The sequence below is a fragment of the Corynebacterium sp. HMSC036D02 genome (assembly GCF_001836165.1).
Taxonomy (GTDB): domain Bacteria; phylum Actinomycetota; class Actinomycetes; order Mycobacteriales; family Mycobacteriaceae; genus Corynebacterium.
This window is the reverse complement of the sequence record NZ_KV827705.1, coordinates 23,546-50,293: the sequence shown is the minus strand read 5'-3', so window position 1 is coordinate 50,293 and position 26,748 is coordinate 23,546. Positions and strand designations below refer to the sequence as shown.

Genomic DNA, 26,748 nt, shown 5'->3' with positions numbered 1-26,748 from the left:
ACCAACCATTTGAGGGGATAGACACAGGTATATGTCCACCACCATCGTCCACTTCGTCCGCCACGGCGAGGTTTATAACCCGGATAAGATCCTTTACGGGCGCATCCCGGGCTATCACTTGTCCTCACGTGGGCACTCGATGGCTGCGCGCACGGCGAAAGCCTTCGAAGGCCATGACGTGACCTACCTGGCGGCCTCGCCGCTGCAGCGCGCGCAGGAGACCGCGATGCCGATTGCACAGGTGACGGGCTTGGAGGTGGACGTCGACAAGGGCGTCATCGAGTCCGGCAACCGCTTCGAGGGCCTGCGCACCAAGGGCTGGAACTCGCAGCTGTGGAACCCGCAGCGCTGGCCGCTCATGGTCAACCCGCTCGAGCCCTCGTGGGGCGAGCCTTTCGAGGAGATCGCCGCGCGCATGATGGACGCCGCCGAGCGCGCCCGCGCCAAGGCCGAGGGGCACGAGGCCATCGTGGTGTCTCATCAGCTGCCCATCGTCATGGTGCAGCGCACCGTGTTGGGCAAGCGCCTGGCCCACGCGCCGTGGGACCGCACGTGCGCGCTGGCTTCGGTGACCTCGTTGGTCTACCGCGACCGCGAAATCATCGATATCTTCTACTCCGAACCGGCCCAGGACATCTAATGGCGCGCAGAACTATCCGCGCCGCCGCGGCCGGTGTCCTTGCTGTGATTGCCTTGGCCGGCTGCTCGCAAAGCGAAGAAAACGCACAGAACGCCGTGGCTTCCGGCGGCACCTTCGAGTTCATCTCGCCCGGCGGGCAAACCACCATCCGCTATCCGGAGGAAGAGCGCAAGCCGCTCAAGGACTTCTCCGGCGAGGACCTGCGGGATGAGTCCACGACGATCAAGCTCTCGGATTTCAAAGACCAGATCGTCGTCCTCAACTCCTGGGGCCAATGGTGCGCGCCGTGCCGCTCCGAATCAGATGACCTCCAGGCCATCCACGCGGAGCTGCAGAAGCGCAAGGTCGGCACCGTACTGGGCATCAACGTCAAGGACTTCAACCCGGAGATCTCCCGGGACTTTATGGCCGATAACGGCCTAGAGTACCCTTCCATCTACGACCCGCCCTTCAAGACGGCCGCAGCACTCGGCGGCGTGCCTACCTCCGTGGTGCCCACCACCATCGTGCTGGATAAGCAGCACCGCCCCGCCGCGGTCTTCCTGACCGAGATCACGGAGAAGGATGTCCTCGAGGTCGTCGACGAACTGGAGAAAGAACAGTGATCCTCGCCGCTGACGGTGTGGGACAAAGCTTTGCTGATGCCGCAGTGTCCGGCCCGCTCCTTATCGGAGTGCTCGCCGCCGCTGTGGCCGGTCTGGTCTCTTTCGCCTCACCCTGTGTGGTTCCGCTGGTTCCTGGTTATATCTCTTACCTCGCCTCCGTGGTCGGCGGTGAGGTGAGTTATGACGAGGAGCTTGGGGTGGGCGTCGGCAAGCGCCGGCGTTGGGCCGTCGTCGGTGCCGCAGCACTGTTCGTGCTGGGGTTTACCGTCGTGTTCGTGCTGGCCACGGTCTCGGTTTTCGGCGCTATTTCGGCGCTGACTCTCAACGCGGATACCCTCATGCGCGCCGGCGGCATCATCACCATCCTCATGGGTGTGGTGTTCATGGGCGTGGTGCCGGTGCTGCAGAAGGACACGCGCATGGCGCCGCGGCGCTGGACCACGTGGCTGGGCGCGCCTCTGCTCGGCGGGGTTTTCGCCCTGGGCTGGACCCCGTGCTTGGGCCCCACGCTGGCTGCCATCATGTCCGTCTCCGTCGGCACCGAGGGAACCACCGCGCTACGCGGCATCATCCTCATCATTGGCTACTGCCTGGGCCTGGGCCTGCCCTTCCTGCTCGTGGCACTGGGCTCGGCCAAGGCCATGCGCACCATTTCGTGGATGCGCACGCACTCCCGCGCCATCCAGATTGCCGGGGGTATCGCCATGATCCTCGTTGGTCTAGCGCTGTTGACCGGGCTCTGGGGAGATTTCATCAACGCCATCCGCCAGTGGACTGTGTCCTATGGTGCGACGCTGCTGTAAAGGAGAATTTTCGTGAGATATATCCGCAAGGCCTGGCACTGGTTGACCAGCATGCGCACCGCGCTGGCGCTGCTCTTCCTGCTGGCCATTGCCGCCATTCCCGGATCGCTCCTGCCGCAGCGCTCGCTCAATGAATCCAACGTTAATGACTTCATTGAGACCAACGGCAAGGTGGCGGAGATCTACGATAAGCTGCAGCTTTTCGACGTCTTCTCCTCCGTCTGGTTCCAGGCCATCTATGTGCTGCTCATGATTTCTTTGGTGGGCTGCATCATCCCGCGATCGTGGGATCACTACAAGGCTTACCGCACCCCGCCGACGCGCGCGCCGAAGTACCTGGAAAAGATGCCGCTGAACGCCACCGGGCACTCGGAGAAATCCCCGGAGGAGATCGCCGCGGCCACCACAACCATGCTGAAGAAGTGGCGAGTCTCCGAGGTCTCGCCCGAGAAGGACCGCGCGGGTGCGCAATCCTTCTCCGCGGAGCGCGGCTATGCCCGCGAGCTGTGCAACCTCATCTTCCACATCGCGCTCGTAGCCATCCTGCTGACCATGGCCGCCGGACGCCTGGTGCACTACGAGGGCCAGGTCATCGTGGTGACGGAGAAGAACTCCCAGGGCCAGACCCAGGAACAGCCACAGTCCACGGAATTCTGTAATACCTCAACCTCTGTCTATGACTCCTTCCGCGCCGGCCCGCTGTTCGACGGCACCGGCCTGCACCCCTTCTGCTTTAAGGCCCACGATTTCACCGCGGACTACCTGCCCAATGGCCAGGCGGAGATGTTCACCTCGAACGTGTCCTATGCCGCAGGCGACGATATCTTTTCGGATCCGGAGACCTGGGAGGACTACCAGCTGCAGGTCAACCACCCGCTGCGCATTGACAACAACCGGGTCTACCTGCAGGGACACGGCTTTGCGCCGACCATGACGGTGGAGTGGCCCAACGGCGAAAAGCGCACGCAGACCATCCAGTTCCAGCCCAACGACACCACGTTCTTCCTCTCTTCGGGTGTTATGCGCTTCGACCCGCCGGCGGGCATGTACCCGGACCTGTTTGAGCGCCGCCAGAACCAGATCGCCATCCAGGGCCTCTTCGCGCCGACCGCCGAGTGGTCCGGTGAGAACGGCAAGCTGCTGCAATCCTCCTACCCGGCGATGCTGGATCCGGCGGTGGCCATCGATATCTACCGCGGCGATGCCGGCCTAGACACAGGTACCCCGCAGTCCTTCTTCTCCCTCGATTCCAACCTGGTCCACACGGGCCAGCTGCAGAAGATCGACCGCGTTAACCTGAACCAGGGTGAATCGGTCACGCTGGACGACGGCACCAAGGTCACCTTCGACGGTGCCTCCGAGTTTGCGAACTACCAGGTTTCCTATGACCCCTTCCAGAGTTGGGTCTTGGTGTCCTCGCTGGTCATGCTGGTCTCGCTTGTTGGCTCGCTGGTGATTAAGCGCCGCCGCGTGTGGGTACGCATCCGGCCGGGCGCCAACGGCGGCACCGACATCGAGATGGGTGGGCTTGCTCGTACCGACCGCGCCGGCTGGTCCGAGGAGTTCCACAAGCTGCACCGCGAGCTCTTGGAGTTGCCGGATCCTGATGAGGTGGAGGAAGACGAACTCTACTCCGCCGACTAAAGGCGCGGAATACATCCTTCAAAAGTTGGATACTGCAACGGTTGAGGGGTAGCCTTATGAGCACCATAAATCTCTCCGCTCATGCAGCCTCGTGCGCGAAGCACGGTGTAGGCACGATTGTGAAGGCAAGGTTTCCCACTCATGCAGGTTGATCAAAATCTGTCCAACTTTTCCGACATCGCGGTGCAAACCGCGTTCGTCATTTATGCTCTCGCCTTGGTGCTGTCCCTGGTCTACTACGGCCGGATGCACAGCATCATCGAGGCTATGCGCGCCCGCACGACTGCCGCGGCGCAGCAGCGCGAGCTCGCCACCGTGGGGGCTTCGGCAGATGGCGCCGTGCTTGGCGACGTCCCCCCGGAAACCAGCGCTGGCCCCGATGCTGACCTAGATGCGGATCTGGCGAAAAAGCGGGAAAACGCTGACAAGCTCGGCGGCATGACGCAGATGCTGCTGTGGCTGGGTATCGCCCTGCACCTGGCTGCCATCGTGCTGCGCGGCCTGGCAACGGGACGCTTCCCGTTTGGCAACCTTTACGAGTACGTGCTCATGGTGACCGCCGGCGCCATGGTGGTGGCGACCATTGCCATGCAGCGCAAGGAATGGCGCACCCTGTGGCCGTGGCTGCTCACGCCGATTCTGGCGCTGATGTTCTACGGCTCCACCAAGCTTTATGCGGAATCCGCGCCGGTGGTTCCGGCACTGCAGTCTCACTGGCTGCCCATCCACGTCACCGTGGTCTCGCTGGGCGCGTCCATTGGCGTGGTTTCCGGTATTGCCTCTCTGCTCAGCGTGCTGCGTGAATTCCAGCCGAAGGGCAGTGAGTCCGGTTTCTTTGGTGTGCTTGCTCGCCCGCTTCCTTCGGCTAAGAAGCTCGACCGCTTGGCTTATCGCTTGGGTGTGGTGGCGCTGCCGACCCTGGGCTTGGGTATTGTGCTGGGCGCCATTTGGGCTGAGTCTGCATGGGGCCGCTACTGGGGTTGGGACCCGAAGGAGACCGTCTCTTTCGCCACCTGGATCCTCTACGCCGCTTATCTGCACGCCCGTGCGACGCCGGCCTTCCGCAAGGCCGCGCCGTATATCAACATCGCGGCGATGCTGCTCATGATCTTCAACCTGTTCTTCATCAACATGGTTGTCTCCGGCCTGCACTCCTATGCGGGGCTGAACTAAATGGCGGATACCCCTAAGCCGCGGCACAAACAGGGCAAGCCGGCGGGCGATAACCCGCAGCTCATCGCTCTCGGTGAGGGCTTTGCGCAGCGCCGCCGAGAACTCGGTATCTTGCAGCAGGAGCTGGCTGAGAAGGCCGGGATTTCGCGCTCCACGCTGCACACCATCGAGCACGGCGGCTCTGGCGTGCGCTGGGAAAAGGTGATTGCGGTGGCTGAGGCCCTCGGCCTTGAGATGACCTTCGAGCCGAAGGCTTAGGCTTCGTCGGCTTTATTGTCTTTGTCCTCGGGGGCCTTGGGTTTCTGGGAACCTTGTGAACCCTGTGAGCGCCGGCGGCGCTCTTCTTCTTGGCGCTCTGCCTCCCGCTCCTTGGCGCGGCGCTCTTTGAAGCGCTGCTTCTCGAGGTTCCACAGGAACTCTTCGTCATCGTCCGGGCCCTTGATTGCGGGGCGCTGCGGCTGCTGTGGCTGCTGCACCTTCTTATTCCAACTCGACGGCCCAAAAGCCTTCCACACGAGGACTGCCGCGAGGACAAACAAGAGTAGTAGTATCAATCGACCCATGCGTTGTATTCTACGGAATGCCCGCAAAGCAAAAGTGAGAATTATGAGTCAGACAGAAAACACCACCAATACCTCCCAGACCCCCGAGCCACCCCAGCCGGACCCGGCGCTGAAGCGCCGCTCGCGCCAAGCGCTGTGGAAGTACGGGGCTGCCCGCGTGGTGCTGTTCATTGTGCTCACCGCGGTGATTCAGCTGCTGGCCATGGCAGTACTCGGGGCCTTTCCGCTGCTGGTCTCCGCCCTGTTGGCGTTGTTTGTGGCGCTACCGCTGTCCATGCTGATCTTCTCCAAGTGGCGCATGGAAGCCACTCAGACGCTGGCGGAGTACTCCGCGCAGCGCAAGGCCCACAAGAAGTGGGTCCAGGAGGAGCTGGCTGGCCGCTAAATCGGTGCTTAAACCAGGGCCAGCGCTACTGCGTTGACAACCGCCCACACCAGCATCGCGCGGCCGGTCATGCCGAGCACCGGGATGAGTTTGGGTCCGCGCGCACCGCGGTTGACGGTGCGGATAGCGCCCAGTGCGAGGGGGAAGTAGAGCAGGGAGGCCAGCGCTGCCCAGGAATCGAAGGCCAAGCCCACGGTGAGCAACACCGGGAGCAGCAACAGGATCATGAATAGCGTGCGGGACTTTTTATCGCCCAGGCGCACGGCCAGAGTGATTTTTCCGGTGGCCTGATCGGAGGGGATGTCCCGGATGTTATTGGCCAGGTTTACCGCCGCACTCATACCGCCGATACCCACGGCTAAGGCAAGGCCTGTCCACGTGATGCGGCCGGCCTGTGTGTACTCGGTACCTAGGACCGCGACGAGCCCGAAGAACACGAAAACGGCGATTTCTCCGAACCCGCGGTAGCCGTAGGGATTCTTGCCACCGGTGTAAAACCAGGCGCCGGCGATACACACAGCGCCGACGAGGATGAACCAAGCCGCGTTGGCAGCCAGGGAGAGCGAAATGCCCGCGATAGCCGCCACGCCGAAGCAAGCGAAAGCAGCGAACTTGACGTGCTGCGGCTTGGCCAGTCCGCCCCCGGTAAGCCGCTGGGGGCCGGTGCGGTCATCATCGGTGCCGCGGATGCCATCGGAGTAATCGTTGGCGTAATTCACGCCGATGATAAGCGCCCAGGCCACGATGAGCGCCAGCAACGCCCGGCCCCAGTGCAGGCCGTGGGCCGCGGCAGCGGCACCGGTACCAGCGATAACGGGAGCAAAGGCATTGGCCCAGGTGTGCGGGCGAGCACCCTGGAGCCAATCGGCAGGAGTGGCGGAATAGGCAGACATGCTCACTATTGTGCCACTGGTGTGGTGTGCTGCGGCAATGAGCTGGTGCGTTGGCGAAAGCGGTAGATGATGAGCACTGCAACGAAAATAACGGCATTGGTGACTGTCATTGCGGCAGAGGTAGCCGCGTCAAGGACATAGGCAACCCAAAATCCCACGACCGCGCTGATAGCGGCAACGCCACAGGCGGTCAACACCAGCGTGGGCACGCGCTGAGTAAGCAGCCGCGCGGTCATCGTCGGGAATACCATGAGAGCGATGACCAGCATGGCACCGGCAGCGTGAAAGGCGGCGGTGGCGGTGCAGGCAACCACGGTCATAAATATGATGTGAAGAACGCGCGTGGGCACCCCGCGTGCGGCACAAAAATCGGCGTCAAAAGTCGTGGCGGATAAACGCGGCAGTGTAAGGGCGAGGAAGAGAGCATTGATACCCAGCACTGCGGCCATGATGTAGCAATAGTTGGGATTGGAGAAGGCCGCGAGGTTGAGATCACCGACGAGAACGGCGTGGACATCAAGGTGCACGTGGCTCATGTGCGTAGAAATCAGGATGACTCCGGCGGCAAACAGGGCGGGAAAGACCAATCCGAGGGCGGAATCAGCAGTCACCAGCGGGCTGCGCTGTAGTGCGTCAGTTCCCAACGCCACCACCAAGGCGCCAGCGGCCGCGGTAACGAGCAAGATGGGTGAATCTAGATCTGCGGTAAAGAGGTAGCCGACGGCAATTCCGGGAAGGACGGCATGGCCGATGCCGTCGATAAGCATGGCCTGGCCTTTGAGGACAACAAAGGTGCCGGGGATAGCACAGGCCAAGGCCGTCAGAACGGCAAGGAGACAAGCGGTCGCGGCGAGGGTCATGAGGCTAGCTTTCTACTGGTGAGGCTGATAGTAACGAGCGCCGCCTGAGCCAGGACGATGACCGGACCGGTGGGCAGCGGGCCGTGCGCAATGGAGACATAGCAGCCGAGAGCAGCGGTGGCCGCGCCGAAGAACCCGGAGAGCGCGATGAAAGGTAGCAAGCGCGTGGTCCAGGGGCGGGCAGCGGCGGCAGGGCTGATGACCACGGCGACCATGAGCACTACGCCGACGACTTTGACGCCGAGCACCGTGATGGCGGTGAGAGCGAAGAAACTAGCCGCGTTGAGGAACGAGGTGCGGATGCCGGCTACCTGGGCAAAACTTGAATCAAAAGTGACTGCGGCCTGCCGGGTGTGAATGAGGAAAAGAAAAAGCAGCACGCAGCCACCGATGATGAGTGTGGACCGTACATCCGCGCGAGTGAGCGTGGAGGCATTTCCCAGCAAATAATCCTGGATTCCGGCCTTGCCAGGCAATGGTCGGCGGGAAATATACTGCATGAGCAGCATTCCCACCGAGAAAAATGTGGTTAGCGTGGCCGCCATCGCAGTGGTTTGCCCCAGGGGAGTTAACCGCGGGATGAGGTGAATGCACCCCACCGCGAGGGTTCCGGTGAGCAGGGCGCCGCAAGAAAGAAGCCAGACATTTCGCCCGTCCCAGCCAATGGCGGTGGCCACGAGGAAGGCGGTGAGCAGTCCAGGCAGGGAAGAATGCGAGATGGCATCGGCCAGCAGGCTGGTGCGGCGAACATATACCAGTGGGCCTAGTGCACCAGCGCAGCCACCGATGAGCACGGTGCCCAGGAGTGCCTGGGTATAGGTGTAGTTCTGAAGAAGCTCGAGTGGGTTCATGATGGCAGGGAAAACATGTCGGCAATGGCGGACTCGGTAAGTACCTGCTCGGTGGGGCCAGCAGCAATGAGCCGGCCGTGGCCGACCATGAGGACCTCATCGCAAAAGTCGGCGACCTCCGCCAGGTTGTGATGCACCAGCAGGATGGTCACGCCGTTCTCGCGCAGTTCCTTGAGTACATCCATGATGGCGCGCTGACTCGCGGCATCGACACCAGCGAAGGGCTCGTCGAGGATGATGAATTCCGGCTCGCTAACGAGCGTGCGCGCCAACAACACGCGCTGGCGCTGACCACCAGACAGGGCGGAAATCGGCAGCTGCGCGTGTGCCTGCATTCCGGTGCGGGAAAGCGCGGCGTGAGCGGCGTCTTTGTCAGCGCGGCTGGGCCACTGCCACCAGCGCAGCCCGGCGGTGCGGCCCATCAGGGCGATGTCGAAGGCGGTGGCAGGGTAATTCCAGTCGATATCCGCATGTTGTGGCATATATCCGAGACGCTGCCGAAAATGTGCCAGATCGACGCCATCGAAGGTCATCGACCTGCAGGCTAGTGGCGGAAGGAGCCCCACCAGCGTGCGGACCAGAGTGGACTTTCCCGACCCATTCGCGCCCACCAGTCCAGTGATGGACGCGGGGGTGAGGGTGAAGGAGGCGTCGTGAAGCACCGGCGTGCGGGGATAGCCGGCGGTGAGGTTTCCTACGCTGAGCATTAGCTTAGTGCTTTCGCCACGGCGCTAGCGTTATGTTCGAAGGCTCCGAGGTAGGTATCGGTTGGGGCTTCCGGGCCGAGGGTATCGGCAAAGAGCTCTTCATCCGAGATGGTGACTGTCCAGTTGCGGGTTTCTACGGCTTCCTTGAGAGAAGTGATGGCCTGTGGGTTCGCCTGGTTATCTTGGAAGATAACGGGGACCTTCTTCTCCGCGATCGTATCCGCGAGCTCGGAGATCTCAGTGGCGGACTTGGTGGCTTCGGTGGTCACGAAGTCGGTGGCTTGGACTTCAAAGTCGAAGGTCTTGCCGAAGTAGTTGAAGGCGTCATGGCCGGTGATGAGGACGCGCGGGGAGGCGTTTTCGAGTTCCTTAGCCGCTTTGTCATGCGCGGCTGCAATCTTGTCTTCATATTCATCGGCGGCCGCGGCATAGTCTTCGGCATTGTCAGAGTCGATTTCGCCGAGTTTGGTGCCGATGTGATCGACGACCTGGCTCCACAGCTCGGGGCTATTCCAGATGTGCGGGTCGTAGAGTTTTTCGCCCTTGTCACCTTGCTCGGGCCACGGCAGAAGGTCAGCAGTATCGAGCTGTTCGCCGACAGCTAGCTGCTTCTCACCGAGGGAGGAGAGCTGGTCCACCATTTGCGCCTCGAGGTGAAGGCCATTCCAGAGGACGAGGTCGGCGTCCTGCATCTTTTCAATATCGCGCGTGGTGGGCTGGTAGGTGTGCGGATCGCCGCCGGGACCGACCATGGTGGTGATGTCGGCGTCCGGGGCGATATTGGCGGCCGCATCAGCCAAGTAACCAGTCGTGGCGAAGATCGTCAGATTGTCGTCCTGGGCTTCGGCGGAGTCGCTGCTGGTGCAGGCAGTCAGCGCGGTGGCAGCCACGAGGGAAGCGAGGGGAAGCGCAATAAGTTTCTTCACGGGAAACCTCTCTTATTAAAAGTGAATGTCGATGTTCAATAGATTGAACTTGAAAGAGCATAAGTCCTGAAACCTTTGGAAGCAATAGGCTGAACTACGATGGGGGTATGCACATCAGTGAGCTGCCCGAACGCACCCAGGATTACCTCAAGATCCTCTGGACCTATGAGGAGAAAGAGGGCGCTAATACCGCGATGCCGCTGGGGGACCTAGCTAAAGCGGCGGGGCAGAAGCTGCCCACCACGTCGGAGGCGGTCAAGCGCCTGGCCGCGAAGGGGCTGGTGGAACACGAACGCTACTTCGGTGTTCGGCTTGTTGAGGAAGGCCGGCGGCTGGCTGTGGCAATGGTGCGCCGGCATCGGCTCCTGGAAACCTTCCTCGTGCGCACTCTGGGCTATACCTGGGATGAGGTGCACGATGAGGCAGAAATGCTAGAGCACGCGACGTCCGACAGGCTCGTTGAACGTCTTGATTCTTTCCTGGGCAACCCCGCCCGCGATCCGCATGGTGATCCCATACCTGCCCCGGATGGCACTGCCGAGCCGGTCTCGCGCATTACGCTTATCGACGTCCCCGCGCAGACCCCCGTCACCGTGGAGCAGGTCACTGACGCTGATGGCGAATTTTTGCGCTACCTGGATAAATATGGAGTGCGGCCGGGAGTAGAATTGACCGTCGTTGCCCCTTCGGTTGCGGGTGTGCTCGAGGTTGCCGTCGATGAAGGTTCACACTTCCCCCTCGGGGAATCCGCTGCGCGCGGCATTGCCGTACGCAGCTTTGGCGAAGCGGAGGCTTAGCTGTCCCACATGCGGGCGACGGCGAGGCGGTCAACCTTGCCGGGACCGGTGGTGGGGAGCTGGGCCAGGCGCTTGAAGTCCTTGGGGATTTGCCACCGGGGAAGGCCACTATCGTCGAGAGCCACAAGGATATCGCCGACATCCGCCCATCCGGTATAGGCAGCGACGATCATCTGTCCTAAGCGTGGGTGGGGGATGCCGGCCACGCACACGCTCTCCACTCCCGGCACGCGCAGGATGTGCTGCTCGAGCTGTTCTGGATGGAGCTTGAGCCCGCCGGTGTTCAGGATGTTGTCGAGGCGCCCGGTGACGGTGAGGTGGCCGTCGTGAAGCGCGCCGGTGTCGGAGGTGGCGAACCAGGAAGTGCCGGATTCATCGACCATGAAAGCATCCGAGTCCACGTTGCGGTAGCCCTGCGCAATCATGGGCCCGCCGAGGAAAACGCGGTTCTCCTCGCCGATGCGCACGCGCGCACTATCCAGGGGTTCACCGTTATAGACGCAGCCCCCGGCGGTTTCCGAGGATCCATACGTAGTGACGATGCTGATGCGCAGCTTCTTTGCCGAATTCAGCAACTGCGGGTGGGTGGCAGCGCCCCCGACGAGGATGGCATCAAAGGTGCGCAGGGCCTCGATTCCCTCTAGTGAATCCATGGCCTTGGCCAGCTGCATCGGGGTCAGTCCCGTGTATGAGCGATCCCCGGTGGCGGCCAGCTCGTGCGCGGCGCGGGCGAAATGAGGGACGGAGAACCCTTCTGAGAGATCAAGGCACAGCGGCTCCACTCCCGCGACGAGGGAGCGCACCAATACTTGGATGCCCGCGATATGGGAGGCAGGCATGGCTAGCAGCCACTGGCCGGTGCCGCCGAGAGCCCGGTGCGTGGCATCGGCGCTGGAGACCAAGTTGGCGGCCGTGAGTTGCGCGCCCTTCGGTGTGCCCGTGGACCCGGAGGTGGCCACGACCAGCGCGATGGAGGAGTCAATGGGTTCTCCTGCGCGCATGTGGTTGCGCAGGAGCTGCGCGCGGGTGCGGTCCTCCGCCGGGACGGGCAGGAAGGTGGCTTGTCCTGCGATGGCCGCTTCCAGATCAGGGAGGATGGCGGCGGGGTCATGTGGATTGACAGGCAGAGGAGAGAGGATGGTCACGGTTAGCTAGGTTACCGCCCGCGGTGCTCGTAAGGGTTGATGAGCTCATCCTCCTGATCGAAGGGGCGCTCGCCGTCCCTCTGAGCCTGCTGGATGCGGCGTAACATCCACACGCGGGAACCGATGACGGCAACGAGCGCGATGGCCGCGAGGGCAATGGAAAAATAAAGCACGTCAGGCTCTCCTTGGGGGAACTAGTAGTAGTACGGGAAGTCATCCCAGTTGGGCTCGCGCTTTTCCAGGAAGGATTCCTTGCCCTCGACGGCTTCGTCGGTCATATAAGCCAAGCGGGTGGCTTCGCCGGCGAAGACCTGCTGGCCCATGAGGCCATCATCGGTGAGGTTGAAGGCGAACTTGAGCATGCGCTGGGCGGTGGGGGACTTCATGTTGATCTCGCGTCCCATCTGGATGGCGGCGTCCTCCAGCTCGGCGTGGTTAACTACTTCGTTGACGGCACCCATCTCGTACATGCGCTGCGCGTCGTAGGTGCGTCCCAAGAAAAAGATCTCGCGGGCGTACTTCTGGCCCACCATCTTGGCCAGGTAGGCCGAGCCATAGCCGGCGTCGAAAGAGCCGACGTCGGCGTCGGTCTGCTTGAAGCGGGCTTCCTGGCGGGAGGCAATGGTCATATCGCACACCACGTGCAGGGAGTGCCCGCCGCCGGCGGCCCAGCCGTTAACCACGGCGATGACCACCTTGGGCATGGTGCGGATGAGGCGCTGGACCTCCAGGATGTGCAGGCGGCCGCCCTCAACTTTTTCGCGGGCGGTGTCGACGGTGGATTCGTCGGCAGTCGCGTCATCGTGCGCGTGCTCGGTGGCGTAGCGGTACCCGGAGCGGCCGCGAATGCGCTGGTCACCGCCGGAGCAAAACGCCCAGCCGCCGTCCTTTTGGGAGGGCCCGTTGCCGGTCAGCAACACCGTGCCAACATCTGGCGTGCGGCGCGCGTGGTCCAGCGCGCGGTAGAGCTCATCCACCGTGTGCGGGCGAAACGCATTGCGCACCTCGGGGCGGTCGAAGGCGATGCGGACGATGCCGTCCTTGCGCTGTGGCTTTGGGCCGTCGCTGATGAGCCGGTGATAGGTGATATCCGTCAGGGCCTCAAAGCCCTCGACGGGGCGCCAGAGTTCCGGTTTGAACGGATTATCGGTGCTGTAATTCTTCTGCTCGCTCATGGCACACCAGCTTAATTGGAAAGCAGTGCGCCGGAAGTATAGTCCCCATTCCCAACCCTCACCCACACTCTCCGCCCAGCGCGGCGGTGATAAACAATAAACAATACTGCGGGGTATGCCCCGTCAATGTGCACGTGTACTCCGTACCAGCGCGGTACACCATACAGTGGGACGGAATCGAACCTCCCTGCCTTCTTGCGCTACGAAGGCGCCTGAGAAGCACTGGACTTTCCCTGCCCAGTAAAGGGTTGCGCTCGCTGCGAAGAGTGTGGGCTACCGTCGTGTGCGGTTCGACGCACACGACATGACTACGTGCCGCAAGGATGCGGCACAACTAGCGGCAGTCGCTATTTAGTTATCAGTTCCGTATTCCAGTTCAGCTGCTGGATGCGGGTATCCAGTTCGCGGTACTGGCGGGCCAGATCATCGGCGCGCTCGCGCAACTTCGGCACGGGCACCGTGGCCACGAACTTGATCTCTGAGCGGGAGTAGCGGTCGTGGCGCGCACCCGCGCGCTCGGCCAATCCCTGGTAAATGCGGCGCTTGCGCAGCAGTCCATCACGAAGTGCGAGTGCCTCCATCAGCGTGATCTCATCGTCGAACGCGGTAGCCGTGTTCGTGGCGTTGATCGCGATGACGAGCTCATCGATGCGCTTGGTTACGCCCTCCAGCTCACGGAGGAGATCCGTCGGGTTCTCATCCGGTTCATCGCCTTCCTGGATGCGGACGGTTGCCGCGAGTCGGTCACTCAGCGAGTTGAGGCGCTCCTGCGCCTGGGCGCGCTCGGCCAAGGCTTCAGCAAGTAGCATGGTTCCTCCTTTAACCCTTAATGGGATTGATTGTCTGTGCAATTGTACGGCAGGCAAGAGGCTTCGCCGTGCGGTCGTGACACTTCTAACAAATAGTGCCCCAAAACTTCGATGATCTGGGGCCTTATTTGATCGATATGTACGTCATGTTCGGTTTCTCGCTAAGGCTGGCCTTCGGTAGAAAGCCGGTTGGTCCACGTCTGGCTATTGGCCTCTTCAAAGCTGGCGTAGACAGAGTTGTCGCCGTCGATGCCGCAGTAGAAAGTTCGAGTGTCAGAGCCCATGGCGCAATACAGGTCGTAGGTTTGTTTGGTCGCCGGGCTCGCTGCAGAAATGTGGGTGTTGTAGGAGCCATTCACGGTGGGGTTACGCTGTGACCAGGTAAAAGTGTGCTTGATGGCCTCATCAAACATAGCGGCGGCGAACTCACAGGAGGTGTTTTCTCCTGCGTGGATCTTGTCGCCTTTATTGGTATAGCCGCATTCGCCGCCGACTTGCCCGACATTGATGTTGTGGCCGCCCGGGTTGGGGTTGGCGTTGTCGTCCGTGGCGGGGGTGTCGCTCGGGGCATCGTTAAGAGTCGGCGCGGGGCCGCTGTCCTCGGCGGCCTCGGAAGTGGAGACAGTCACTGAGGCCGCAACGGAGGTTAATTGGCTGTCGACAGAAGCCTCACTAGCAGGTGCGGAGGCATCAGGATTATCGCCGCAGGCGCTCAATGCAATTCCGGCGGCGACGAGAAAAGAGAGAGTAGAGAGTTTTCGCATGAGTTGTAGCCTAGCGCCCCGCATGGTGGTCTAAGGGGGCGCTGAGGCCATAGCCGGGGAGTGCTACCCAATAAACATGAACGCAAACAGCGTGTTGAGCACCGTCGCCACAATCATGGGCACGGAGGTGCGCTTGACCAATTGGATGGGATTGACCTTGATGGCGCCGGCAACAATGAGTACCGCGGCGTTGACCGGGGAGACCTGGCGCATCAGGTTGGACGTACCCCAAATGGCGGTGAGCATCTGCGGGGCGTGGATGGAGGTCTGCGAGGCCAGGTTGGGCACTACCTCAGAGAAGGCGAAGTAAGGCGCGGTGCCGGAACCGGTGAGTGCGGCCATCGCGGCGGTCGCGGCGACGAAGATGAGAACGATGATGACGGCGGCGCCGGAGGAGCCTTCGGCGGCGTCGATGAGCATGTCAATGACGCCCATCTGCGTAATACCTTCGACCAGGACGGCGGCGGCAACCAGCAGGGCCACGACGCCCGCAGCACCTTCGCCCATGCCCTTGAAGAAGCTGGAGATGGAATCCACGGCACCCGTGACGGTGCGCTTGCGGATGGACTCGATGATCATCGCGATGAACAGGGAGACCACAGTCACTGGGAGGATGCCGCCCTCAAAGGGGATAACGCCCATGCGGTTGAGGATGGCGGAGACGATGATGAGTAGCAGCGGCATGAGCGGAAGCACGGCGTAGTAGCCCGGCAGGGAAGCGGCGCGGGCGATAGCTTCCTCGGTAGCGTCATCGTGCATCGAATCGGCGCTGACCTCACCGGAGCTTTCAGCCTTGCGGGCATCCACCTTATCGCAGTGGCGCTGCCACCACATGTGGACGAAGGCCGTGATGAGGAGCGTGGGAACGGTGGCATAGGCGACAGCACCGTAGACGAATTCCGTCGGCGTCATGTTGGTGAGATCGGCGCCCTGAATGAGGCCGGCCTCAAGTGGGGTGGGCACAATGGTAGAGGAGGTCACCACGATGGCGCCCACGGTCAGCGGGGTCAGGCCCGCAGCGATGAGCGCTGGCAGGAGAGTGGCCACAAGAAGCAAGGACAGCGCTGCGGCCGAGGGGATCACCAGCGAGAGCAGCGTGCCCAAGATGAAGCCCACTGGAACCAGCCAGTAGGAACCTTTGAAGCGCTTGAGCGGTGAGGAGAGCACCACGACCGTCTTGGCATCAGCACCAATGTGCCGCATATAGGACACGAAGCCGAAGAGCACCATAATCGCCATGCCGATGCCGGAGAAGCGTGCTTTGAATAGCGCGTCCACGACGAGCAGCTGATCGTAGAAGGCATTACCCGTGGCTTCGATTTCGGTGGTGCGGAAATCCGCGCGCCCAGTGAGGGCGGCGAGCATGAGCAGGACTACGCCAACGGCGAAGATGGAGGCCGCGGCGTGGACTTTCTTATAGATGAGGTAGACAACTGCGGCGATGGCCAGCAGTGCGATGAGAAGGTAAAGCATCTGAGGATCCTTCTTCTGGTTATATCCACTTACTGTTATAAGGTAACACCGGCTATGACAGGTGTCGCGCTCAACCCCCCACACGTACGATGAACCTCATGCACATTGATGACGTCCTCGATCGCGCCCACGTGGTATCCCTGCCCCTCGCCGTGAAATTCCGCGGCATTACTACCCGGGAGGCGCTGCTTATCGATGGCCCCGCGGGCTGGGGTGAGTTCGCCCCCTTCCTGGAGTACGGAGCGGAGGAATCCGCCCGCTGGCTCGCCGCCGGGCTGGAAGCGGCCTACGAAGGCTTTCCGGAACCCGTGCGCGAGTGGGTAGAAGTCAACGGCACCGTCCCTGCGGTTCCTGCCGAGCAGGTGCCGGAGGTCATGGAGCGCTATCCCGGCTGCCGCACCTTCAAAATCAAGGTGGCGGAGAAGGGGCAGACCCTAGAGGACGATATCGCGCGCGTTCACGCTGTCCGCGCCTACATCGAGGCACAGGGTCGCGTGCCGGTTTTGCGCGTCGACGCCAACTGCGGCTGGAGCGTTGAGGAAGCCGTCACCGCGGCCAAGGAGCTCATGCCGCTGGATTACATGGAACAGCCGTGCAAGACCGTTGAGGAACTCAAGGAGGTGCGCACCCAGCTCATGCGCGCCGGGATTTTCGTGCGTGTGGCGGCTGATGAATCCATACGCAAGGCTAGCGACCCTTATCGGGTGGCGGAATTGCAGGCGGCCGATGTCGCCGTGGTTAAGCCCGCGCCGCTGGGCGGGGTGCGCAAAGTACTCGAGGTAGCCTCCCACCTGCGCGAGCGCCACATGGACATCACGGTGGCCTCTGCCCTGGATACCTCGGTGGGAATCTCCATGGGACTTGCCGCAGTGGCCGCCTTGCCGCAAATCTATGACGACGAAGACATCGACGTCACCCCGGCCGCTGCGGGCCTGGCTACCGGGTCGCTGTTCCTGGAGGATGTGACAGCACCACGCGAGCTTGTCGACGGTCACCTGCGCGCCGAATCCCTTGCCCCCGATCCGGATCGCCTCAGCGCGCTCGCCGCGCCGGGCGAGCGCCGCGAGTGGTGGTTCGAGCGTGTGCGTCAGTGCTGGCCGCACCTTTAAAAGCACAGCTCACGGTCCATGTCCGGAGGTCAGCGTAGGCTGGCGGGCATGACGATTTCCGTGAGAGACGCGCACCTGCACAACCTTCGCAACGTGGATGTGGACCTTCCACGCGGCCAGCTCGTGGCCGTGACGGGGGTGTCCGGTTCCGGCAAGTCCTCGCTGGCCTTCGGCACCATTCATGGCGAAGGCCAGCGCCGCTACCTGGAATCCGTCGCGCCCTTTGCTCGACGCCTCATCGCCTCCGCGGTGGACCCTCAGGTCGGCCGCATTGAGGGGTTGCCGCCGACGGTGGCGTTGCAGCAGTCGGCGTCGGCAAGCAGCGCGCGCTCCACCGTGGGCACGATCTCCGCCATGTCTAACTCCGTGCGCCTTCTTTACTCGCGCTGCGGTGACAACCCGGAGGGCCTGTACTCCGATTCCTTCTCCCCGAATACCCCAGAAGGCATGTGCCCGGAGTGCCAGGGCACCGGCGTGGTCCACGAACCCACGGAGGCGTCCATGGTGCCGGACCCCAGCCTGAGCATCGAGGAAGGCGCGATTGCTGCGTGGCCCGGAGCCTGGGCGGGCAAGAACTTCCACGACATTCTGCAAGAACTGGGCTATGACTTGGATTCACCGTGGGAGGATTTGCCGAAGAAAGACCGCGAGTGGATCCTCTTCACCGAGGAGCGCCCGGTGGTAACCGTCAAGCCGCGCCGCGGGGCGGATCAGATCCAGCGCAATTACGAGGGCACGTGGCGCTCCGTGGCCAGCTACCTGACCAAGACCTATGCGGAGACGAAGTCGGACACGCTTCGCGCCCGCGTCTTGAGCTTCATGGAAACCCGCCGCTGCGATGTTTGCGATGGGCGGCGGCTGACGGCGAAGGCGCTCAAGGTGACCTATGCCGGGCTGCCTATCGATCGTTTCAATGCCCTCCCGCTCAGCGAAACCTTCGAGCTCCTCAAAGCCCAGAAACCGCAACCGAATGACGCTGAGGACCTGCTCCTCAAGGCCCTCCTGCCGGCTTTTGAATCGGCCTTAGAGCTCGGCCTTGGGCACCTCAGCCTGGACCGGCCGACGGAGACACTTTCGGGCGGTGAGGTCCAACGCCTGCGCCTGGCCGCGCAGCTGCGCTCCGGGCTCTATGGCGTGACCTATGTCCTGGATGAGCCCTCTGCGGGCTTGCATCCGGTGGAGAGGGGCGCGGTGCTGGACATGTGCCGTCGCTTCATTGCGGAGGGCAACTCGGTGCTGCTGGTGGAACATGACATGGAACTGGTCAAGCACGCCGATTGGATCGTGGACGTCGGCCCACTCGCCGGTGAGCGCGGCGGCCAGGTGGTGTACTCGGGTCCTGTTGCTGACTACATTGCGGCCGCGGACTCCGCCGACACTCCCACCGCGCGTGCCTTGGCTCGCCCGCGCCCCACGCCCAAGGCCGATGCGCGCTCGGCACACGGGGATATCGCTCTGCGCCAGGTGCGCTCGCACACCATCGACGGCCTTGACGTGGACTTCGGGCTCGGCCAGTTTACGGCCATTACTGGGCTGTCGGGCTCCGGCAAATCCACATTGCTGGCCGCACTCAATGACACGCTCACGGGCCCGGAGTGCCCGGAGCAGGTCAAGCGCGTGGTCTCCATTACCCAAAAGCCCATCGGCCGAACCCCGCGCTCCACGGTGGCGACGTACACCAACCTCTTCGACAACGTGCGCAAGCTCTTCGCCGCTACCCCGGAGGCCAAGAAAAAGAAATGGACGGTCTCGCGCTTTTCCTACAACGTCAAGCAAGGCCAGTGCCATACCTGCGGCGGTGCCGGTCAGATTGAAGTCGAGCTGGTCTTCCTGCCCGGCTCCTATACCCAGTGCCCGGACTGCCACGGACAGCGCTATAACGATGACACCTTGTCCATCCGCTGGCAGGGTAGGACCATCGCGGACATCTTGGACCTCACGGTGGAAGAAGCCCTGGAAGTCTTTGCGGATGAAGCACCGATTCTCCACGCGCTCCAAACACTGGAAGCGGTGGGGCTGGGCTACCTGCGCTTAGGGCAGGGCGCGCCGGAGCTCTCCGGCGGTGAGGCGCAGCGCATCAAGCTCGCCACGGAGCTGCAGCGCTCCCGCAACTCGCGCCGGGGCCATACCGTCTACCTGTTGGATGAGCCGACCGTTGGTTTGCACCCGGCCGATATTGACCTCCTGATTACGGAGCTACATTCGCTGGTGGATGCCTCCCACACCGTGGTGGTGGCGGACCACGACCGCCACCTCATCACCGGCGCGGACCGCGTCATCGAGATGGGCCCGGGCTCCGGGTCGGAGGGCGGACAGATCGTGGCGGATGGCACGCCGGGTCAGGTCGCCACGGGCCAAACGCCCACCGGCCGGGTGCTAAGCGGCGCGGGTGCACGATAAGGTAAATCCCATGACCCACAACAACGGTGACAACGAGACGCGGCAGTTCGGCCGCGTCACCGGTGAGAATGAAACCCGCCAGTTCGGCGCGCCCCAACAGCAGCCGCCACAGCGCCCCCAACAACACTTCCCGGAGCCCGGCTCCCAGAACACGCAGGCTTTCGGCCAGCCCTATCAGCAGGGCTATGACCAGAATTATCAGCAGCCGCAGTATGACCCGGTGCCGTCCAGCTACCAGGTGGAGCAGCCGAAGAAGGGTGGGGGAGCCCTGTCCTATGTCTTCGCGGCCATCGCTGCCCTCGCCGTCGTTATTGCCGGCGTGCTGTTTTTCTTGTGGCGAGGTGCGGCAGCGGATGCCGATAAGCCTGCTCCGGAGCCGGTCACCGAGACCGTGACCACTGAGGTTCCCACCACGGTGACCACCACCAAGAGCTCGCCACGGGATAACCTCCCCACCGATATTCCGACGGAGCTGCCTACGGAGCTGCCGCCGGACATCCGGGACCGAGTGGAACGGGGCGGAGACGACATCGATGGGTTGATCAATGACCTCTTCGAGCAATTCGATTCGGGCATGGAAGAACTCGGTGCGGGTGATGCAGGCAATGCCTAATACTGAGTCTCATTCCGAGAAGACTGCCGCCGCGCAGCCGGAGTCGATGCAGCTGGCCGAAGCGCTGGCGGCCCAGCTTTCGCGGCACCTCACTGACGTGGTGATCTGCCCGGGTTCGCGCAATGCACCGCTGTCTTTGGCGCTTCTCGCGCGCAGCGATATTCGCGTGCATACCCGCCTGGATGAGCGCTCCGCCGCATTCGCCGCCTTAGGTCTGGCCCGCGTCCAGCGCCGGCACGTCGGCATCGTCATGACCTCCGGCACCGCGGTGGCCAATACGCTGCCCGCGATGGTGGAGGCGCATTACTCCCATACCCCGCTGGCCGTCATCAGCGCGGACCGCCCGGCTCGCTTGGTGGGCACGGGGGCCTCTCAGACCATTGAGCAGCCCGGCATCTTTGGTGTGTATGCGGAGACCACCCAGGTGGAGAGCACGGGTGATATTCCGCTCATCGCCGAGCGTTTTTTGAATGACCGCCAGGTGCACATCAACGTGGCTCTCGATGCCCCGCTGGTAGGGGAGGAGCTGCCCGGTACCCCGACGGATTACACGCAGCACCGCGCGCGCACCCCGCGGTGGTCCAATCACGGCGAAGTGGCTGTCGATCTCAGCCGCAACACGCTCGTCATCGCGGGCGATGAAGCCTGGGAGGTCGAGGGGCTGGAGGATGTCCCGACCATCGCCGAGCCCACCGCACCCGCGCCCTATCACCCGGTGCACCCGGCCGCAGCACACCTCTTCCGCCGCGCCCAAGTTTCCGCCAATGACTACGTGGTCAACACCAAGGTGGAGCAGGTTATCGTCGTAGGCCACCCCACCCTGCACCGTGGTGTCCTGGCACTGCTGAGTGATCCCGATATCGACCTCATCTGCCTGTCCCGCACGGAAGATTTCACCAACCCGCGCGGCGAAGCCGCACAGCTGGGAACCACCGTGAAGACCAGCGGCGAGCCGACGCGCGAGTGGATGAAGATCTGCGAAGGTGCGGCACAGATGGCGGCCGACGGCGTTCGTGAGGTTCTAGCGGAGACCACCGGTGAGGATGCCACCAAGCCCGAGATCGGCTTTACCGGCCTCCACGTCGCCGCCGCGGTGGGGGATACCCTGGCCGTCGGCGATACCCTTGTCCTGGGCGCCTCCAACGCGGTGCGGGATGCTTCCTTCATCGGCCTGCCTTTCGACGGCGTGGAAACCTACTCGCCGCGCGGGGCCGCCGGCATCGACGGCACCATCGCGCAGGCCATCGGTATCGCGCTGGCCACCCAGTCCCGCGAGGCTGACGCACCCCGCGCCCCACGCACCGTGGCGCTCATGGGGGATGTCACCTTCCTCTACGACGCCACCTCGCTCATTCTCCCCGAGGACAACCCGCGTCCGGAGAACCTCACCGTCGTCGTTTCAAACGACGACGGCGGCGGCATTTTCGAGGTGCTGGAACAAGGCCGTGAGCCCCTGCGCCCCTCCTTTGAGAGGGCCTTTGGGACGCCGCATGGGGTGGGTGCTGCCAAGCTGGCGGAAGCCTGCGGCGCTGAGCACCGCGAGGTGAGCTCGGCGCAGGAGCTTCTCGACGTTTTGGCAGAACTCAAGGAATACTCCACCGGCATCACCGTGGTGGAGGCACATACCACCCGGTCTTCGCGCCGTGCGCTACAGGAAGCGCTGAACGCCAAGGTAGGTCAGTAAATGCCGCGGCGCCGGGTACGCCAGCTGATCCTGGTGCTGTATGCCGCAGCTTTAGTGGGCATGGCGGGAATGGTCATCGGTCCTTTCCTCAATGACCGCACCATCGGCGCCAACCCCGGGCGCGCCCTGGCCACGGTGACGGATGTCGGTACCTTACGCACCTTCGTGGATTTCCAGGATTCGAAAGGGATTTATCACACCCCGCCCACCGGACTGCTTTATCCCACCGGGCTGGGGGAGGGCCAGCAGGTGTGGGTGCTCTATGCCAAGAACAACCCGGACCTAGTCAAGGTGGAAGGCCGAGAATGGACGCTATCGATCATTCCGGCGTTGTCCTCTGCGGCCGTGGCCACCTTGATCGCCGGGGCATGCTGGTGGGCAAGCGGGAAAATTAACCGGAATTTAGCGCGTGCTTTACCAGCTGAGCACTCAGGAAAGGAATGATGGGGCGCATGCGTGTAGCCATCGTCGCGGAATCCTTCTTGCCTAACGTCAACGGAGTGACCAACTCCGTGCTGCGTGTCCTCGAACACCTCCACGAGCACGGCCATGAGGCCATCGTCATCGCCCCCGGCGCCCGGGATGGGCAGGAGGAGATCCCCGATTATCTCGGCTTCACCATCGTGCGCGTGCCCACCGTGCGGGTGCCGCTGGTGGATTCGCTCCCGGTCGGGGTGCCCACCTCCGCAGTGGACGAGGCGCTGCGCGAGTTCAAGCCGGACATCATCCACCTGGCCAGTCCCTTCGTTCTCGGAGCTGCGGGAGCATTCTCCGCACGTCAGCTGCGCATTCCTGCAGTGGCGCTGTACCAGACGGACGTCGCGGGATTTGCCACCAAGTACCACGCCTCCGCGCTGGCCTATGGGGTGTGGGAGTGGCTGCGCACCATCCACAATGCGTGCCAGATGACTCTCGCGCCCTCCTCACTGACCATCAGCGACTTGGAGAAGCACCACATCAAGAACGTACGCCACTGGGGTCGCGGCGTGGACTCGGAGCGCTTCCACCCCTCGAAGCGCTCGGCCGCACTGCGCCGCGAGTGGGATCCCACAGGAAGCAAGAAGATCGTCGGCTTTGTGGGACGCCTGGCCGCGGAGAAGGGCGTGCACCGTCTGTCGGCCCTTAACGGTCGCGAAGACATTCAGCTCGTCATTGTTGGCGATGGCCCAGAGCGTCCGCTGCTGGAGGCCCAGCTGCCAGGTGCAGTCTTCACTGGGGCGCTGGGTGGCGAGGAGCTCGCAGCCGCATATGCAAGCCTTGATGTCTTCGTGCACGCCGGCGAGTTCGAGACTTTCTGCCAGGCCATCCAGGAAGCGCAGGCCTCAGGCGTGCCCACCATCGGCCCCCGCGCGGGCGGCCCGGTGGACCTCATCGAGGAGGGCTATAACGGGTTGCTTCTCGATGTCCCCACGTTCGTCGAGGATCTCCCGAATGCCGTCGACGCGCTTCTCAATCCGGAGATTCACCAGGAGTTGCGGGAGAACGCCCGGAAGTCGATTGCCTCCAAGACCTGGCCGGCTCTCTGCGAGCAGCTGCTGGGCTACTACGACGAGGTTTTGGAGAATGTCCGTGAGGTCCCGCTGACCATTTTGGGCCAGCGTCCGGAGCTGCCGCGTTGGGCCGCTCGCGCTCTGGGAGCGCGCGTCGCCTAAACTAGGCGCTTGTGTCTAAGGCAGATCTGGAGAAGAAGCCCTTCGATGTCGCGCGCATGTTTGACGCGGTGGGCAAGAAATACGACATCACCAACACGGTGCTGTCCTTTGGGCAGGACGCGCGCTGGCGCCGGCTGACCCGCGAGCGGCTCAACCTGCAGCCGGGGGAGAAGGTCCTTGACTTGGCTGCCGGAACGGCCGTCTCTACCGAGGAGCTGTCCAAGTCCGGCGCGTGGTGCGTGGCCTGTGACTTTTCCCTCGGCATGCTCGCGGCTGGCGCGGAACGCGATGTTCCCAAGGTGGCCGGCGATGGAATGCGCCTGCCCTTTGCGGATAACACTTTTGACGCGGTGACCATTTCCTACGGTCTGCGCAATATCCACGACTTCGAGCTGGGCCTGCGGGAGATGGCGCGCGTGACCAAGCCCGGCGGGCGCCTAGCGGTGGCGGAGTTCTCCAAGCCGGTCATCCCGGTCTTTGGCACCGTCTACAAGGAGTATCTGACCCGCCTGTTACCGCCGATTGCCAAGGTCGTCTCCTCCAACCCGGAGGCCTATATCTACCTCGCAGAGTCCATCCGTGCGTGGCCGGAGCAGCATGAGCTGGCCGCCGCTATTAATCGCAATGGCTGGGAACAAGCAGGTTGGCGCAACCTGACCTGGGGCATCGTGGCGTTGCACTCCGCAGTGAAGCCCGCTTAAGAGGGCAGCAGGCCTAAAGGCCCTAGGCCCAGAGAGGTGTATCGCGCCGCAGCGTGGAGACCGCCCCGCCGGCCAGCCGCCAGGCGCGGGCGAGGAGGTCCTTGTCCTCGTCGGTGATGAGGTTGCCCATAAGGCGTGCCGCGGCCGGCATGAGCATGCGGCCCACCGGCCCGCGCATGGCCACTGGCCCGGCCAGCGGCAGGAATTGTGGGTAGGTCAGCAGGCGCGCGGCGGTGCGAGCGAGCAGGAAGGCCTCGCCATACTCGGCGCGCAGCCGGTCTGGCCACGCCAAGGTGAGGTCCTTGGTGCCGAGCATCTCCACGGCGAGCGCTGCCGTTTCCAGGCCATAATCGATGCCCTCGCCGTTGAGCGGATTAACGCAGGCCGCAGCGTCACCGATGAGCATCCAATTGGCGCCGGCAACTCCAGACACCGCACCACCCATCGGCAGCATCGCCGAGGTGACGTTGCGCAGCTCGCCTAGACCCCACTCCGAACGCTGCTGTTCGGCGTAGAAATCCAGCGCCTTCTTCGTGTTGAGGCGGGCCGGGCGGGCGGCCGTAGAGAGCGCGCCCAAGCCGATATTGACCCCCTGGCCCAGCGGAAAGATCCAGCCATAGCCCGGCTGCACCACGCCCTCGGGGTCCTTGAGCTCAACGTGGGAGTGCATCCATTCCTCGCCGTCCCGCAGTGAATCGGCATAAGCGCGTGCAGCAATGCCATAGACCTCCTCGCGGTGCCAGGTGCGGCCCAACTGCTTGCCAAACGTCGAGCGCACCCCGTCGGCCACGATGACCCACTGGGCGCGCACGCGGCGCTTGCCGACGGAGAACTCCACCAGCCGGTTGCCGTCCAGCTCCGGCTGTGTCGCCGCGCCGGTCACTAGCCGTGCGCCGGATTCTTGGGCGGCATTGACAAGCAGCGCGTCGAATTCATAGCGCGGCAGGGCTGTGCCTTCGTGAGAGGGGTAGGTCTTAGGCCACGGAGCGGTTACGGTGCCGCCGAAGCCGTGTAGCTTGAGCCCGCGGTTGCGGTAGGACGCGTTGACCTCGATGCCGAGGAGCTCCAACTGGTGCATGGCGCGCGGGGTCAGTCCATCGCCGCAGGTCTTGTCGCGGGGGAAAGGGGAGGCGTCGACAAGCAGCGTCTCATGGCCGGCGCGTGCGGCGTGGATAGCGGCGGCAGCGCCGGCGGGCCCGGCACCTACGATGGCGACGTCAACAAGGGTGGAATCGATCTGCTCCGACATGGGGACTATCATTGCACGGGATAGTGGCCACAAGTGTGTTGAGGGCCGTGCCATGGGCTACGGTAAGTAAACACTAGGATTTTTGAGCTTAAAGGAACACGTTTAATGTCACACGGCCAAACTCACGCCAAGCACGTGGACTTGGGGGATGCGCAGCTCACCGAGCGTATCAACGCCGGGATGGCTGCTGTAGAGGACCTGCTGAATACGGAGCTCGACCGCGGGCAGGACTTCATCAAGGACAAAGTGCGCCACCTGTCCCTGGCTGGTGGCAAGCGTTTCCGCCCGATGATGGCGTTGTTGGCCTCCGAGTTCGGTGAACGTTCACAATCCCCCGAGGTGGTGAAGGCGGCAACCGTGGTGGAAATGGTCCACGTGGCTACGCTCTACCACGACGATGTCATGGATGAGGCGGAGCGCCGACGCGGCGTGGATTCCGCGAACTTCCGGTGGACCAACTCGGTGGCGATTCTGGCGGGCGATGCACTGCTCGCGCACGCCTCGCGGCTGATGAGCCAGCTGGATACCCACACGGTGGAGCATTTCGCGGAGACTTTCGAGGAGCTCGTCACCGGCCAGATGCGGGAAACCATCGGTGCTGGCGAAGCCAACGCCGTAGAGCACTACACGGCGGTGATCCGGGAAAAGACCGCGGTGCTGATTGCCTCCGCCGGCTACCTGGGTGCCTACCACGCGGGTGCGGGTCCAGAACAGTGCGAGGCGCTGCGCCAAATCGGTGCGGCCGTAGGCATGATTTTCCAGATCGTCGACGATGTCATCGACATCTTCTCCGACTCCGAGGAATCCGGGAAGACCCCGGGCACGGACCTGCGCGAGGGCGTGTTCACCCTGCCGGTGCTCTATGCCCTGGAGGAGGAAGGCGAGGTCGGCGATGAGCTGCGCGCCCTGCTGACAGGCCCGCTGGAGGATGACGCTTCCGTGCAACGCGCCATCGAGCTGCTGTGGCAGTCGGGCGGCCGTGATAAGGCGCTGGCCGACGTCAACGCCTACCTGCGCGTGGTCGAGGACCAGCTCTCCCTGCTGCCGGAATGCACGGCTAGTGAAGCACTGCGCCAGTTGGCGGACTATACCGTTCAGCGCGTGGGTTAAAAGCCCCTCCTGCCTGG

Annotated in this window: 29 protein-coding genes; 16 read left to right on the top strand and 13 right to left on the bottom strand. The window is 63.2% G+C overall.

What is annotated here, in order from left to right:
• Nucleotides 1–31: 31 nt before the first annotated feature.
• The 6 genes from HMPREF2743_RS10290 (at nucleotide 32) to HMPREF2743_RS10265 (ending at nucleotide 5,123) form a co-directional block, all read left to right on the top strand.
• Nucleotides 32–640, top strand: a complete 609-nt coding sequence (locus tag HMPREF2743_RS10290; protein ID WP_070526066.1) for a histidine phosphatase family protein — start codon at nucleotides 32–34, stop codon at nucleotides 638–640.
• Entirely contained in the window at nucleotides 640–1,245 is a 606-nt protein-coding gene (locus HMPREF2743_RS10285) for a TlpA disulfide reductase family protein (RefSeq protein ID WP_070818766.1), read from the top strand. The genes HMPREF2743_RS10290 and HMPREF2743_RS10285 overlap by 1 nt, the downstream gene beginning before the upstream one ends.
• A complete protein-coding gene (locus HMPREF2743_RS10280; protein ID WP_070818765.1) occupies nucleotides 1,242–2,048 on the top strand; it encodes a cytochrome c biogenesis CcdA family protein in 807 nt (268 codons plus the stop codon). The genes HMPREF2743_RS10285 and HMPREF2743_RS10280 overlap by 4 nt, the downstream gene beginning before the upstream one ends.
• A 12-nt stretch (nucleotides 2,049–2,060) precedes the next feature.
• The gene (locus tag HMPREF2743_RS10275) at nucleotides 2,061–3,692 is read left to right on the top strand and encodes a cytochrome c biogenesis protein ResB (RefSeq protein WP_070818764.1); all 1,632 of its coding nucleotides are present in this window, start codon (nucleotides 2,061–2,063) and stop codon (nucleotides 3,690–3,692) included.
• Between the two features lie 141 nt (nucleotides 3,693–3,833).
• Nucleotides 3,834–4,865 carry a c-type cytochrome biogenesis protein CcsB gene (gene ccsB / locus HMPREF2743_RS10270; RefSeq protein ID WP_070818763.1) on the top strand — a complete coding sequence of 344 codons (1,032 nt, stop codon included), beginning with the start codon at nucleotides 3,834–3,836 and terminating at the stop codon, nucleotides 4,863–4,865.
• Nucleotides 4,866–5,123, top strand: a complete 258-nt coding sequence (locus HMPREF2743_RS10265) for a helix-turn-helix domain-containing protein (RefSeq protein WP_046647787.1) — start codon at nucleotides 4,866–4,868, stop codon at nucleotides 5,121–5,123.
• Here HMPREF2743_RS10265 and HMPREF2743_RS10260 read toward each other — a convergent pair.
• Entirely contained in the window at nucleotides 5,120–5,428 is a 309-nt protein-coding gene (locus HMPREF2743_RS10260) for a hypothetical protein (RefSeq protein WP_070818762.1), read from the bottom strand. The genes HMPREF2743_RS10265 and HMPREF2743_RS10260 overlap by 4 nt on opposite strands.
• Nucleotides 5,429–5,471: 43 nt before the next feature.
• On the opposite strand from HMPREF2743_RS10260, the gene HMPREF2743_RS10255 reads away from it, so the two are divergent.
• The gene (locus tag HMPREF2743_RS10255) at nucleotides 5,472–5,813 is read left to right on the top strand and encodes a DUF4229 domain-containing protein (RefSeq protein ID WP_070818761.1); all 342 of its coding nucleotides are present in this window, start codon (nucleotides 5,472–5,474) and stop codon (nucleotides 5,811–5,813) included.
• Between the two features lie 8 nt (nucleotides 5,814–5,821).
• Here HMPREF2743_RS10255 and HMPREF2743_RS10250 read toward each other — a convergent pair whose 3' ends face one another.
• Genes HMPREF2743_RS10250 through HMPREF2743_RS10230 form a run of 5 tightly spaced genes read right to left on the bottom strand, consistent with a single transcriptional unit; the run spans nucleotide 5,822 to nucleotide 10,050 of the window.
• Nucleotides 5,822–6,706: a 1,4-dihydroxy-2-naphthoate polyprenyltransferase gene (locus tag HMPREF2743_RS10250; protein WP_070818760.1), complete on the bottom strand. Its 885-nt coding sequence runs from the start codon at nucleotides 6,704–6,706 to the stop codon at nucleotides 5,822–5,824.
• 5 nt (nucleotides 6,707–6,711) lie between these two features.
• On the bottom strand, nucleotides 6,712–7,566 hold the full coding sequence (locus tag HMPREF2743_RS10245) for a metal ABC transporter permease (protein ID WP_010189755.1): 855 nt from the start codon (nucleotides 7,564–7,566) through the stop codon (nucleotides 6,712–6,714).
• Nucleotides 7,563–8,417 (bottom strand): metal ABC transporter permease, encoded by an 855-nt coding sequence (locus HMPREF2743_RS10240; RefSeq protein ID WP_010189752.1) that lies wholly within the window; start codon nucleotides 8,415–8,417, stop codon nucleotides 7,563–7,565. Before HMPREF2743_RS10240 ends, HMPREF2743_RS10245 begins: the two co-directional genes overlap by 4 nt.
• On the bottom strand, nucleotides 8,414–9,124 hold the full coding sequence (locus HMPREF2743_RS10235) for a metal ABC transporter ATP-binding protein (RefSeq protein ID WP_070818759.1): 711 nt from the start codon (nucleotides 9,122–9,124) through the stop codon (nucleotides 8,414–8,416). The genes HMPREF2743_RS10240 and HMPREF2743_RS10235 overlap by 4 nt, the downstream gene beginning before the upstream one ends.
• The gene (locus HMPREF2743_RS10230; RefSeq protein ID WP_070521016.1) at nucleotides 9,124–10,050 is read right to left on the bottom strand and encodes a metal ABC transporter substrate-binding protein; all 927 of its coding nucleotides are present in this window, start codon (nucleotides 10,048–10,050) and stop codon (nucleotides 9,124–9,126) included. Before HMPREF2743_RS10230 ends, HMPREF2743_RS10235 begins: the two co-directional genes overlap by 1 nt.
• A gap of 107 nt (nucleotides 10,051–10,157) precedes the next feature.
• Between HMPREF2743_RS10230 and HMPREF2743_RS10225 the strand changes: the two genes are divergently transcribed.
• Complete coding sequence (locus HMPREF2743_RS10225; RefSeq protein ID WP_046647781.1) at nucleotides 10,158–10,847, top strand: metal-dependent transcriptional regulator; 690 nt, start codon at nucleotides 10,158–10,160, stop codon at nucleotides 10,845–10,847.
• On the opposite strand, the gene menE is transcribed toward HMPREF2743_RS10225, so the two are convergent.
• From menE to dcuC, 6 genes are all read right to left on the bottom strand, one after another.
• Nucleotides 10,844–11,992, bottom strand: a complete 1,149-nt coding sequence (menE, locus tag HMPREF2743_RS10220; protein WP_070818758.1) for an o-succinylbenzoate--CoA ligase — start codon at nucleotides 11,990–11,992, stop codon at nucleotides 10,844–10,846. The two genes, HMPREF2743_RS10225 and menE, sit on opposite strands and share 4 nt — an antisense overlap.
• 11 nt (nucleotides 11,993–12,003) lie before the next feature.
• Nucleotides 12,004–12,165 carry a hypothetical protein gene (locus HMPREF2743_RS12800; protein WP_168167323.1) on the bottom strand — a complete coding sequence of 54 codons (162 nt, stop codon included), beginning with the start codon at nucleotides 12,163–12,165 and terminating at the stop codon, nucleotides 12,004–12,006.
• Between the two features lie 21 nt (nucleotides 12,166–12,186).
• Nucleotides 12,187–13,167, bottom strand: coding sequence for a 1,4-dihydroxy-2-naphthoyl-CoA synthase (locus tag HMPREF2743_RS10215; RefSeq protein WP_070596767.1), 981 nt, complete (start codon nucleotides 13,165–13,167; stop codon nucleotides 12,187–12,189).
• Between the two features lie 347 nt (nucleotides 13,168–13,514).
• Nucleotides 13,515–13,976 (bottom strand): DIP1984 family protein, encoded by a 462-nt coding sequence (locus HMPREF2743_RS10210; RefSeq protein ID WP_010189741.1) that lies wholly within the window; start codon nucleotides 13,974–13,976, stop codon nucleotides 13,515–13,517.
• A gap of 161 nt (nucleotides 13,977–14,137) precedes the next feature.
• Nucleotides 14,138–14,740 (bottom strand): hypothetical protein, encoded by a 603-nt coding sequence (locus HMPREF2743_RS10205; RefSeq protein ID WP_070818757.1) that lies wholly within the window; start codon nucleotides 14,738–14,740, stop codon nucleotides 14,138–14,140.
• A 63-nt stretch (nucleotides 14,741–14,803) separates the two neighbouring features.
• Complete coding sequence (gene dcuC / locus HMPREF2743_RS10200; RefSeq protein WP_070711044.1) at nucleotides 14,804–16,213, bottom strand: C4-dicarboxylate transporter DcuC; 1,410 nt, start codon at nucleotides 16,211–16,213, stop codon at nucleotides 14,804–14,806.
• A gap of 98 nt (nucleotides 16,214–16,311) precedes the next feature.
• On the opposite strand from dcuC, the gene HMPREF2743_RS10195 reads away from it, so the two are divergent.
• The 7 genes from HMPREF2743_RS10195 to HMPREF2743_RS10165 are packed head-to-tail and all read left to right on the top strand — an operon-like array spanning nucleotide 16,312 to nucleotide 24,372.
• Nucleotides 16,312–17,322 carry an o-succinylbenzoate synthase gene (locus HMPREF2743_RS10195; protein WP_070711063.1) on the top strand — a complete coding sequence of 337 codons (1,011 nt, stop codon included), beginning with the start codon at nucleotides 16,312–16,314 and terminating at the stop codon, nucleotides 17,320–17,322.
• A 48-nt stretch (nucleotides 17,323–17,370) separates the two neighbouring features.
• Nucleotides 17,371–19,722 carry an ATP-binding cassette domain-containing protein gene (locus tag HMPREF2743_RS10190; RefSeq protein ID WP_070818756.1) on the top strand — a complete coding sequence of 784 codons (2,352 nt, stop codon included), beginning with the start codon at nucleotides 17,371–17,373 and terminating at the stop codon, nucleotides 19,720–19,722.
• 10 nt (nucleotides 19,723–19,732) lie between these two features.
• Nucleotides 19,733–20,335 carry a hypothetical protein gene (locus HMPREF2743_RS10185; protein ID WP_070818755.1) on the top strand — a complete coding sequence of 201 codons (603 nt, stop codon included), beginning with the start codon at nucleotides 19,733–19,735 and terminating at the stop codon, nucleotides 20,333–20,335.
• Nucleotides 20,319–22,019 carry a 2-succinyl-5-enolpyruvyl-6-hydroxy-3-cyclohexene-1-carboxylic-acid synthase gene (menD, locus tag HMPREF2743_RS10180; protein ID WP_070818754.1) on the top strand — a complete coding sequence of 567 codons (1,701 nt, stop codon included), beginning with the start codon at nucleotides 20,319–20,321 and terminating at the stop codon, nucleotides 22,017–22,019. The genes HMPREF2743_RS10185 and menD overlap by 17 nt, the downstream gene beginning before the upstream one ends.
• On the top strand, nucleotides 22,020–22,463 hold the full coding sequence (locus HMPREF2743_RS10175; RefSeq protein WP_070818753.1) for a DUF3592 domain-containing protein: 444 nt from the start codon (nucleotides 22,020–22,022) through the stop codon (nucleotides 22,461–22,463).
• Between the two features lie 8 nt (nucleotides 22,464–22,471).
• Nucleotides 22,472–23,671 (top strand): glycosyltransferase family 4 protein, encoded by a 1,200-nt coding sequence (locus tag HMPREF2743_RS10170; protein ID WP_070818797.1) that lies wholly within the window; start codon nucleotides 22,472–22,474, stop codon nucleotides 23,669–23,671.
• Between the two features lie 11 nt (nucleotides 23,672–23,682).
• Nucleotides 23,683–24,372 carry a demethylmenaquinone methyltransferase gene (locus HMPREF2743_RS10165; protein WP_070731367.1) on the top strand — a complete coding sequence of 230 codons (690 nt, stop codon included), beginning with the start codon at nucleotides 23,683–23,685 and terminating at the stop codon, nucleotides 24,370–24,372.
• Between the two features lie 22 nt (nucleotides 24,373–24,394).
• Here the strand turns inward: HMPREF2743_RS10165 and HMPREF2743_RS10160 are convergent, their stop codons facing one another.
• Nucleotides 24,395–25,633 carry a geranylgeranyl reductase family protein gene (locus tag HMPREF2743_RS10160; protein ID WP_070818752.1) on the bottom strand — a complete coding sequence of 413 codons (1,239 nt, stop codon included), beginning with the start codon at nucleotides 25,631–25,633 and terminating at the stop codon, nucleotides 24,395–24,397.
• A 93-nt stretch (nucleotides 25,634–25,726) separates the two neighbouring features.
• Between HMPREF2743_RS10160 and HMPREF2743_RS10155 the strand changes: the two genes are divergently transcribed.
• A complete protein-coding gene (locus tag HMPREF2743_RS10155) occupies nucleotides 25,727–26,731 on the top strand; it encodes a polyprenyl synthetase family protein (protein WP_070447998.1) in 1,005 nt (334 codons plus the stop codon).
• Nucleotides 26,732–26,748: the final 17 nt, after the last annotated feature.

Bases quoted from the DNA above. Each gene is read 5' to 3' on its own strand.
- HMPREF2743_RS10170 (WP_070818797.1), top strand. From the start codon at position 22,472: ATGCGTGTAGCCATCGTCGCGGAATCCTTCTTGCCTAACGTCAACGGA.
- HMPREF2743_RS10255 (WP_070818761.1), top strand. From the start codon at position 5,472: ATGAGTCAGACAGAAAACACCACCAATACCTCCCAGACCCCCGAGCCA.
- HMPREF2743_RS10160 (WP_070818752.1), bottom strand. From the start codon at position 25,633: ATGATAGTCCCCATGTCGGAGCAGATCGATTCCACCCTTGTTGACGTC.
- HMPREF2743_RS10250 (WP_070818760.1), bottom strand. From the start codon at position 6,706: ATGTCTGCCTATTCCGCCACTCCTGCCGATTGGCTCCAGGGTGCTCGC.
- HMPREF2743_RS10290 (WP_070526066.1), top strand. From the start codon at position 32: ATGTCCACCACCATCGTCCACTTCGTCCGCCACGGCGAGGTTTATAAC.
- HMPREF2743_RS10210 (WP_010189741.1), bottom strand. From the start codon at position 13,976: ATGCTACTTGCTGAAGCCTTGGCCGAGCGCGCCCAGGCGCAGGAGCGC.
- dcuC (WP_070711044.1), bottom strand. From the start codon at position 16,213: ATGCTTTACCTTCTCATCGCACTGCTGGCCATCGCCGCAGTTGTCTAC.
- HMPREF2743_RS10215 (WP_070596767.1), bottom strand. From the start codon at position 13,167: ATGAGCGAGCAGAAGAATTACAGCACCGATAATCCGTTCAAACCGGAA.
- HMPREF2743_RS10285 (WP_070818766.1), top strand. From the start codon at position 640: ATGGCGCGCAGAACTATCCGCGCCGCCGCGGCCGGTGTCCTTGCTGTG.
- ccsB (WP_070818763.1), top strand. From the start codon at position 3,834: ATGCAGGTTGATCAAAATCTGTCCAACTTTTCCGACATCGCGGTGCAA.
- HMPREF2743_RS10225 (WP_046647781.1), top strand. From the start codon at position 10,158: ATGCACATCAGTGAGCTGCCCGAACGCACCCAGGATTACCTCAAGATC.
- HMPREF2743_RS10185 (WP_070818755.1), top strand. From the start codon at position 19,733: ATGACCCACAACAACGGTGACAACGAGACGCGGCAGTTCGGCCGCGTC.
- HMPREF2743_RS10190 (WP_070818756.1), top strand. From the start codon at position 17,371: ATGACGATTTCCGTGAGAGACGCGCACCTGCACAACCTTCGCAACGTG.
- HMPREF2743_RS10205 (WP_070818757.1), bottom strand. From the start codon at position 14,740: ATGCGAAAACTCTCTACTCTCTCTTTTCTCGTCGCCGCCGGAATTGCA.
- HMPREF2743_RS10195 (WP_070711063.1), top strand. From the start codon at position 16,312: ATGCACATTGATGACGTCCTCGATCGCGCCCACGTGGTATCCCTGCCC.
- HMPREF2743_RS10240 (WP_010189752.1), bottom strand. From the start codon at position 8,417: ATGAACCCACTCGAGCTTCTTCAGAACTACACCTATACCCAGGCACTC.
- menD (WP_070818754.1), top strand. From the start codon at position 20,319: ATGCAGGCAATGCCTAATACTGAGTCTCATTCCGAGAAGACTGCCGCC.
- HMPREF2743_RS10235 (WP_070818759.1), bottom strand. From the start codon at position 9,124: ATGCTCAGCGTAGGAAACCTCACCGCCGGCTATCCCCGCACGCCGGTG.
- HMPREF2743_RS10245 (WP_010189755.1), bottom strand. From the start codon at position 7,566: ATGACCCTCGCCGCGACCGCTTGTCTCCTTGCCGTTCTGACGGCCTTG.
- HMPREF2743_RS10265 (WP_046647787.1), top strand. From the start codon at position 4,866: ATGGCGGATACCCCTAAGCCGCGGCACAAACAGGGCAAGCCGGCGGGC.
- HMPREF2743_RS10260 (WP_070818762.1), bottom strand. From the start codon at position 5,428: ATGGGTCGATTGATACTACTACTCTTGTTTGTCCTCGCGGCAGTCCTC.
- HMPREF2743_RS10155 (WP_070447998.1), top strand. From the start codon at position 25,727: ATGTCACACGGCCAAACTCACGCCAAGCACGTGGACTTGGGGGATGCG.
- HMPREF2743_RS10175 (WP_070818753.1), top strand. From the start codon at position 22,020: ATGCCGCGGCGCCGGGTACGCCAGCTGATCCTGGTGCTGTATGCCGCA.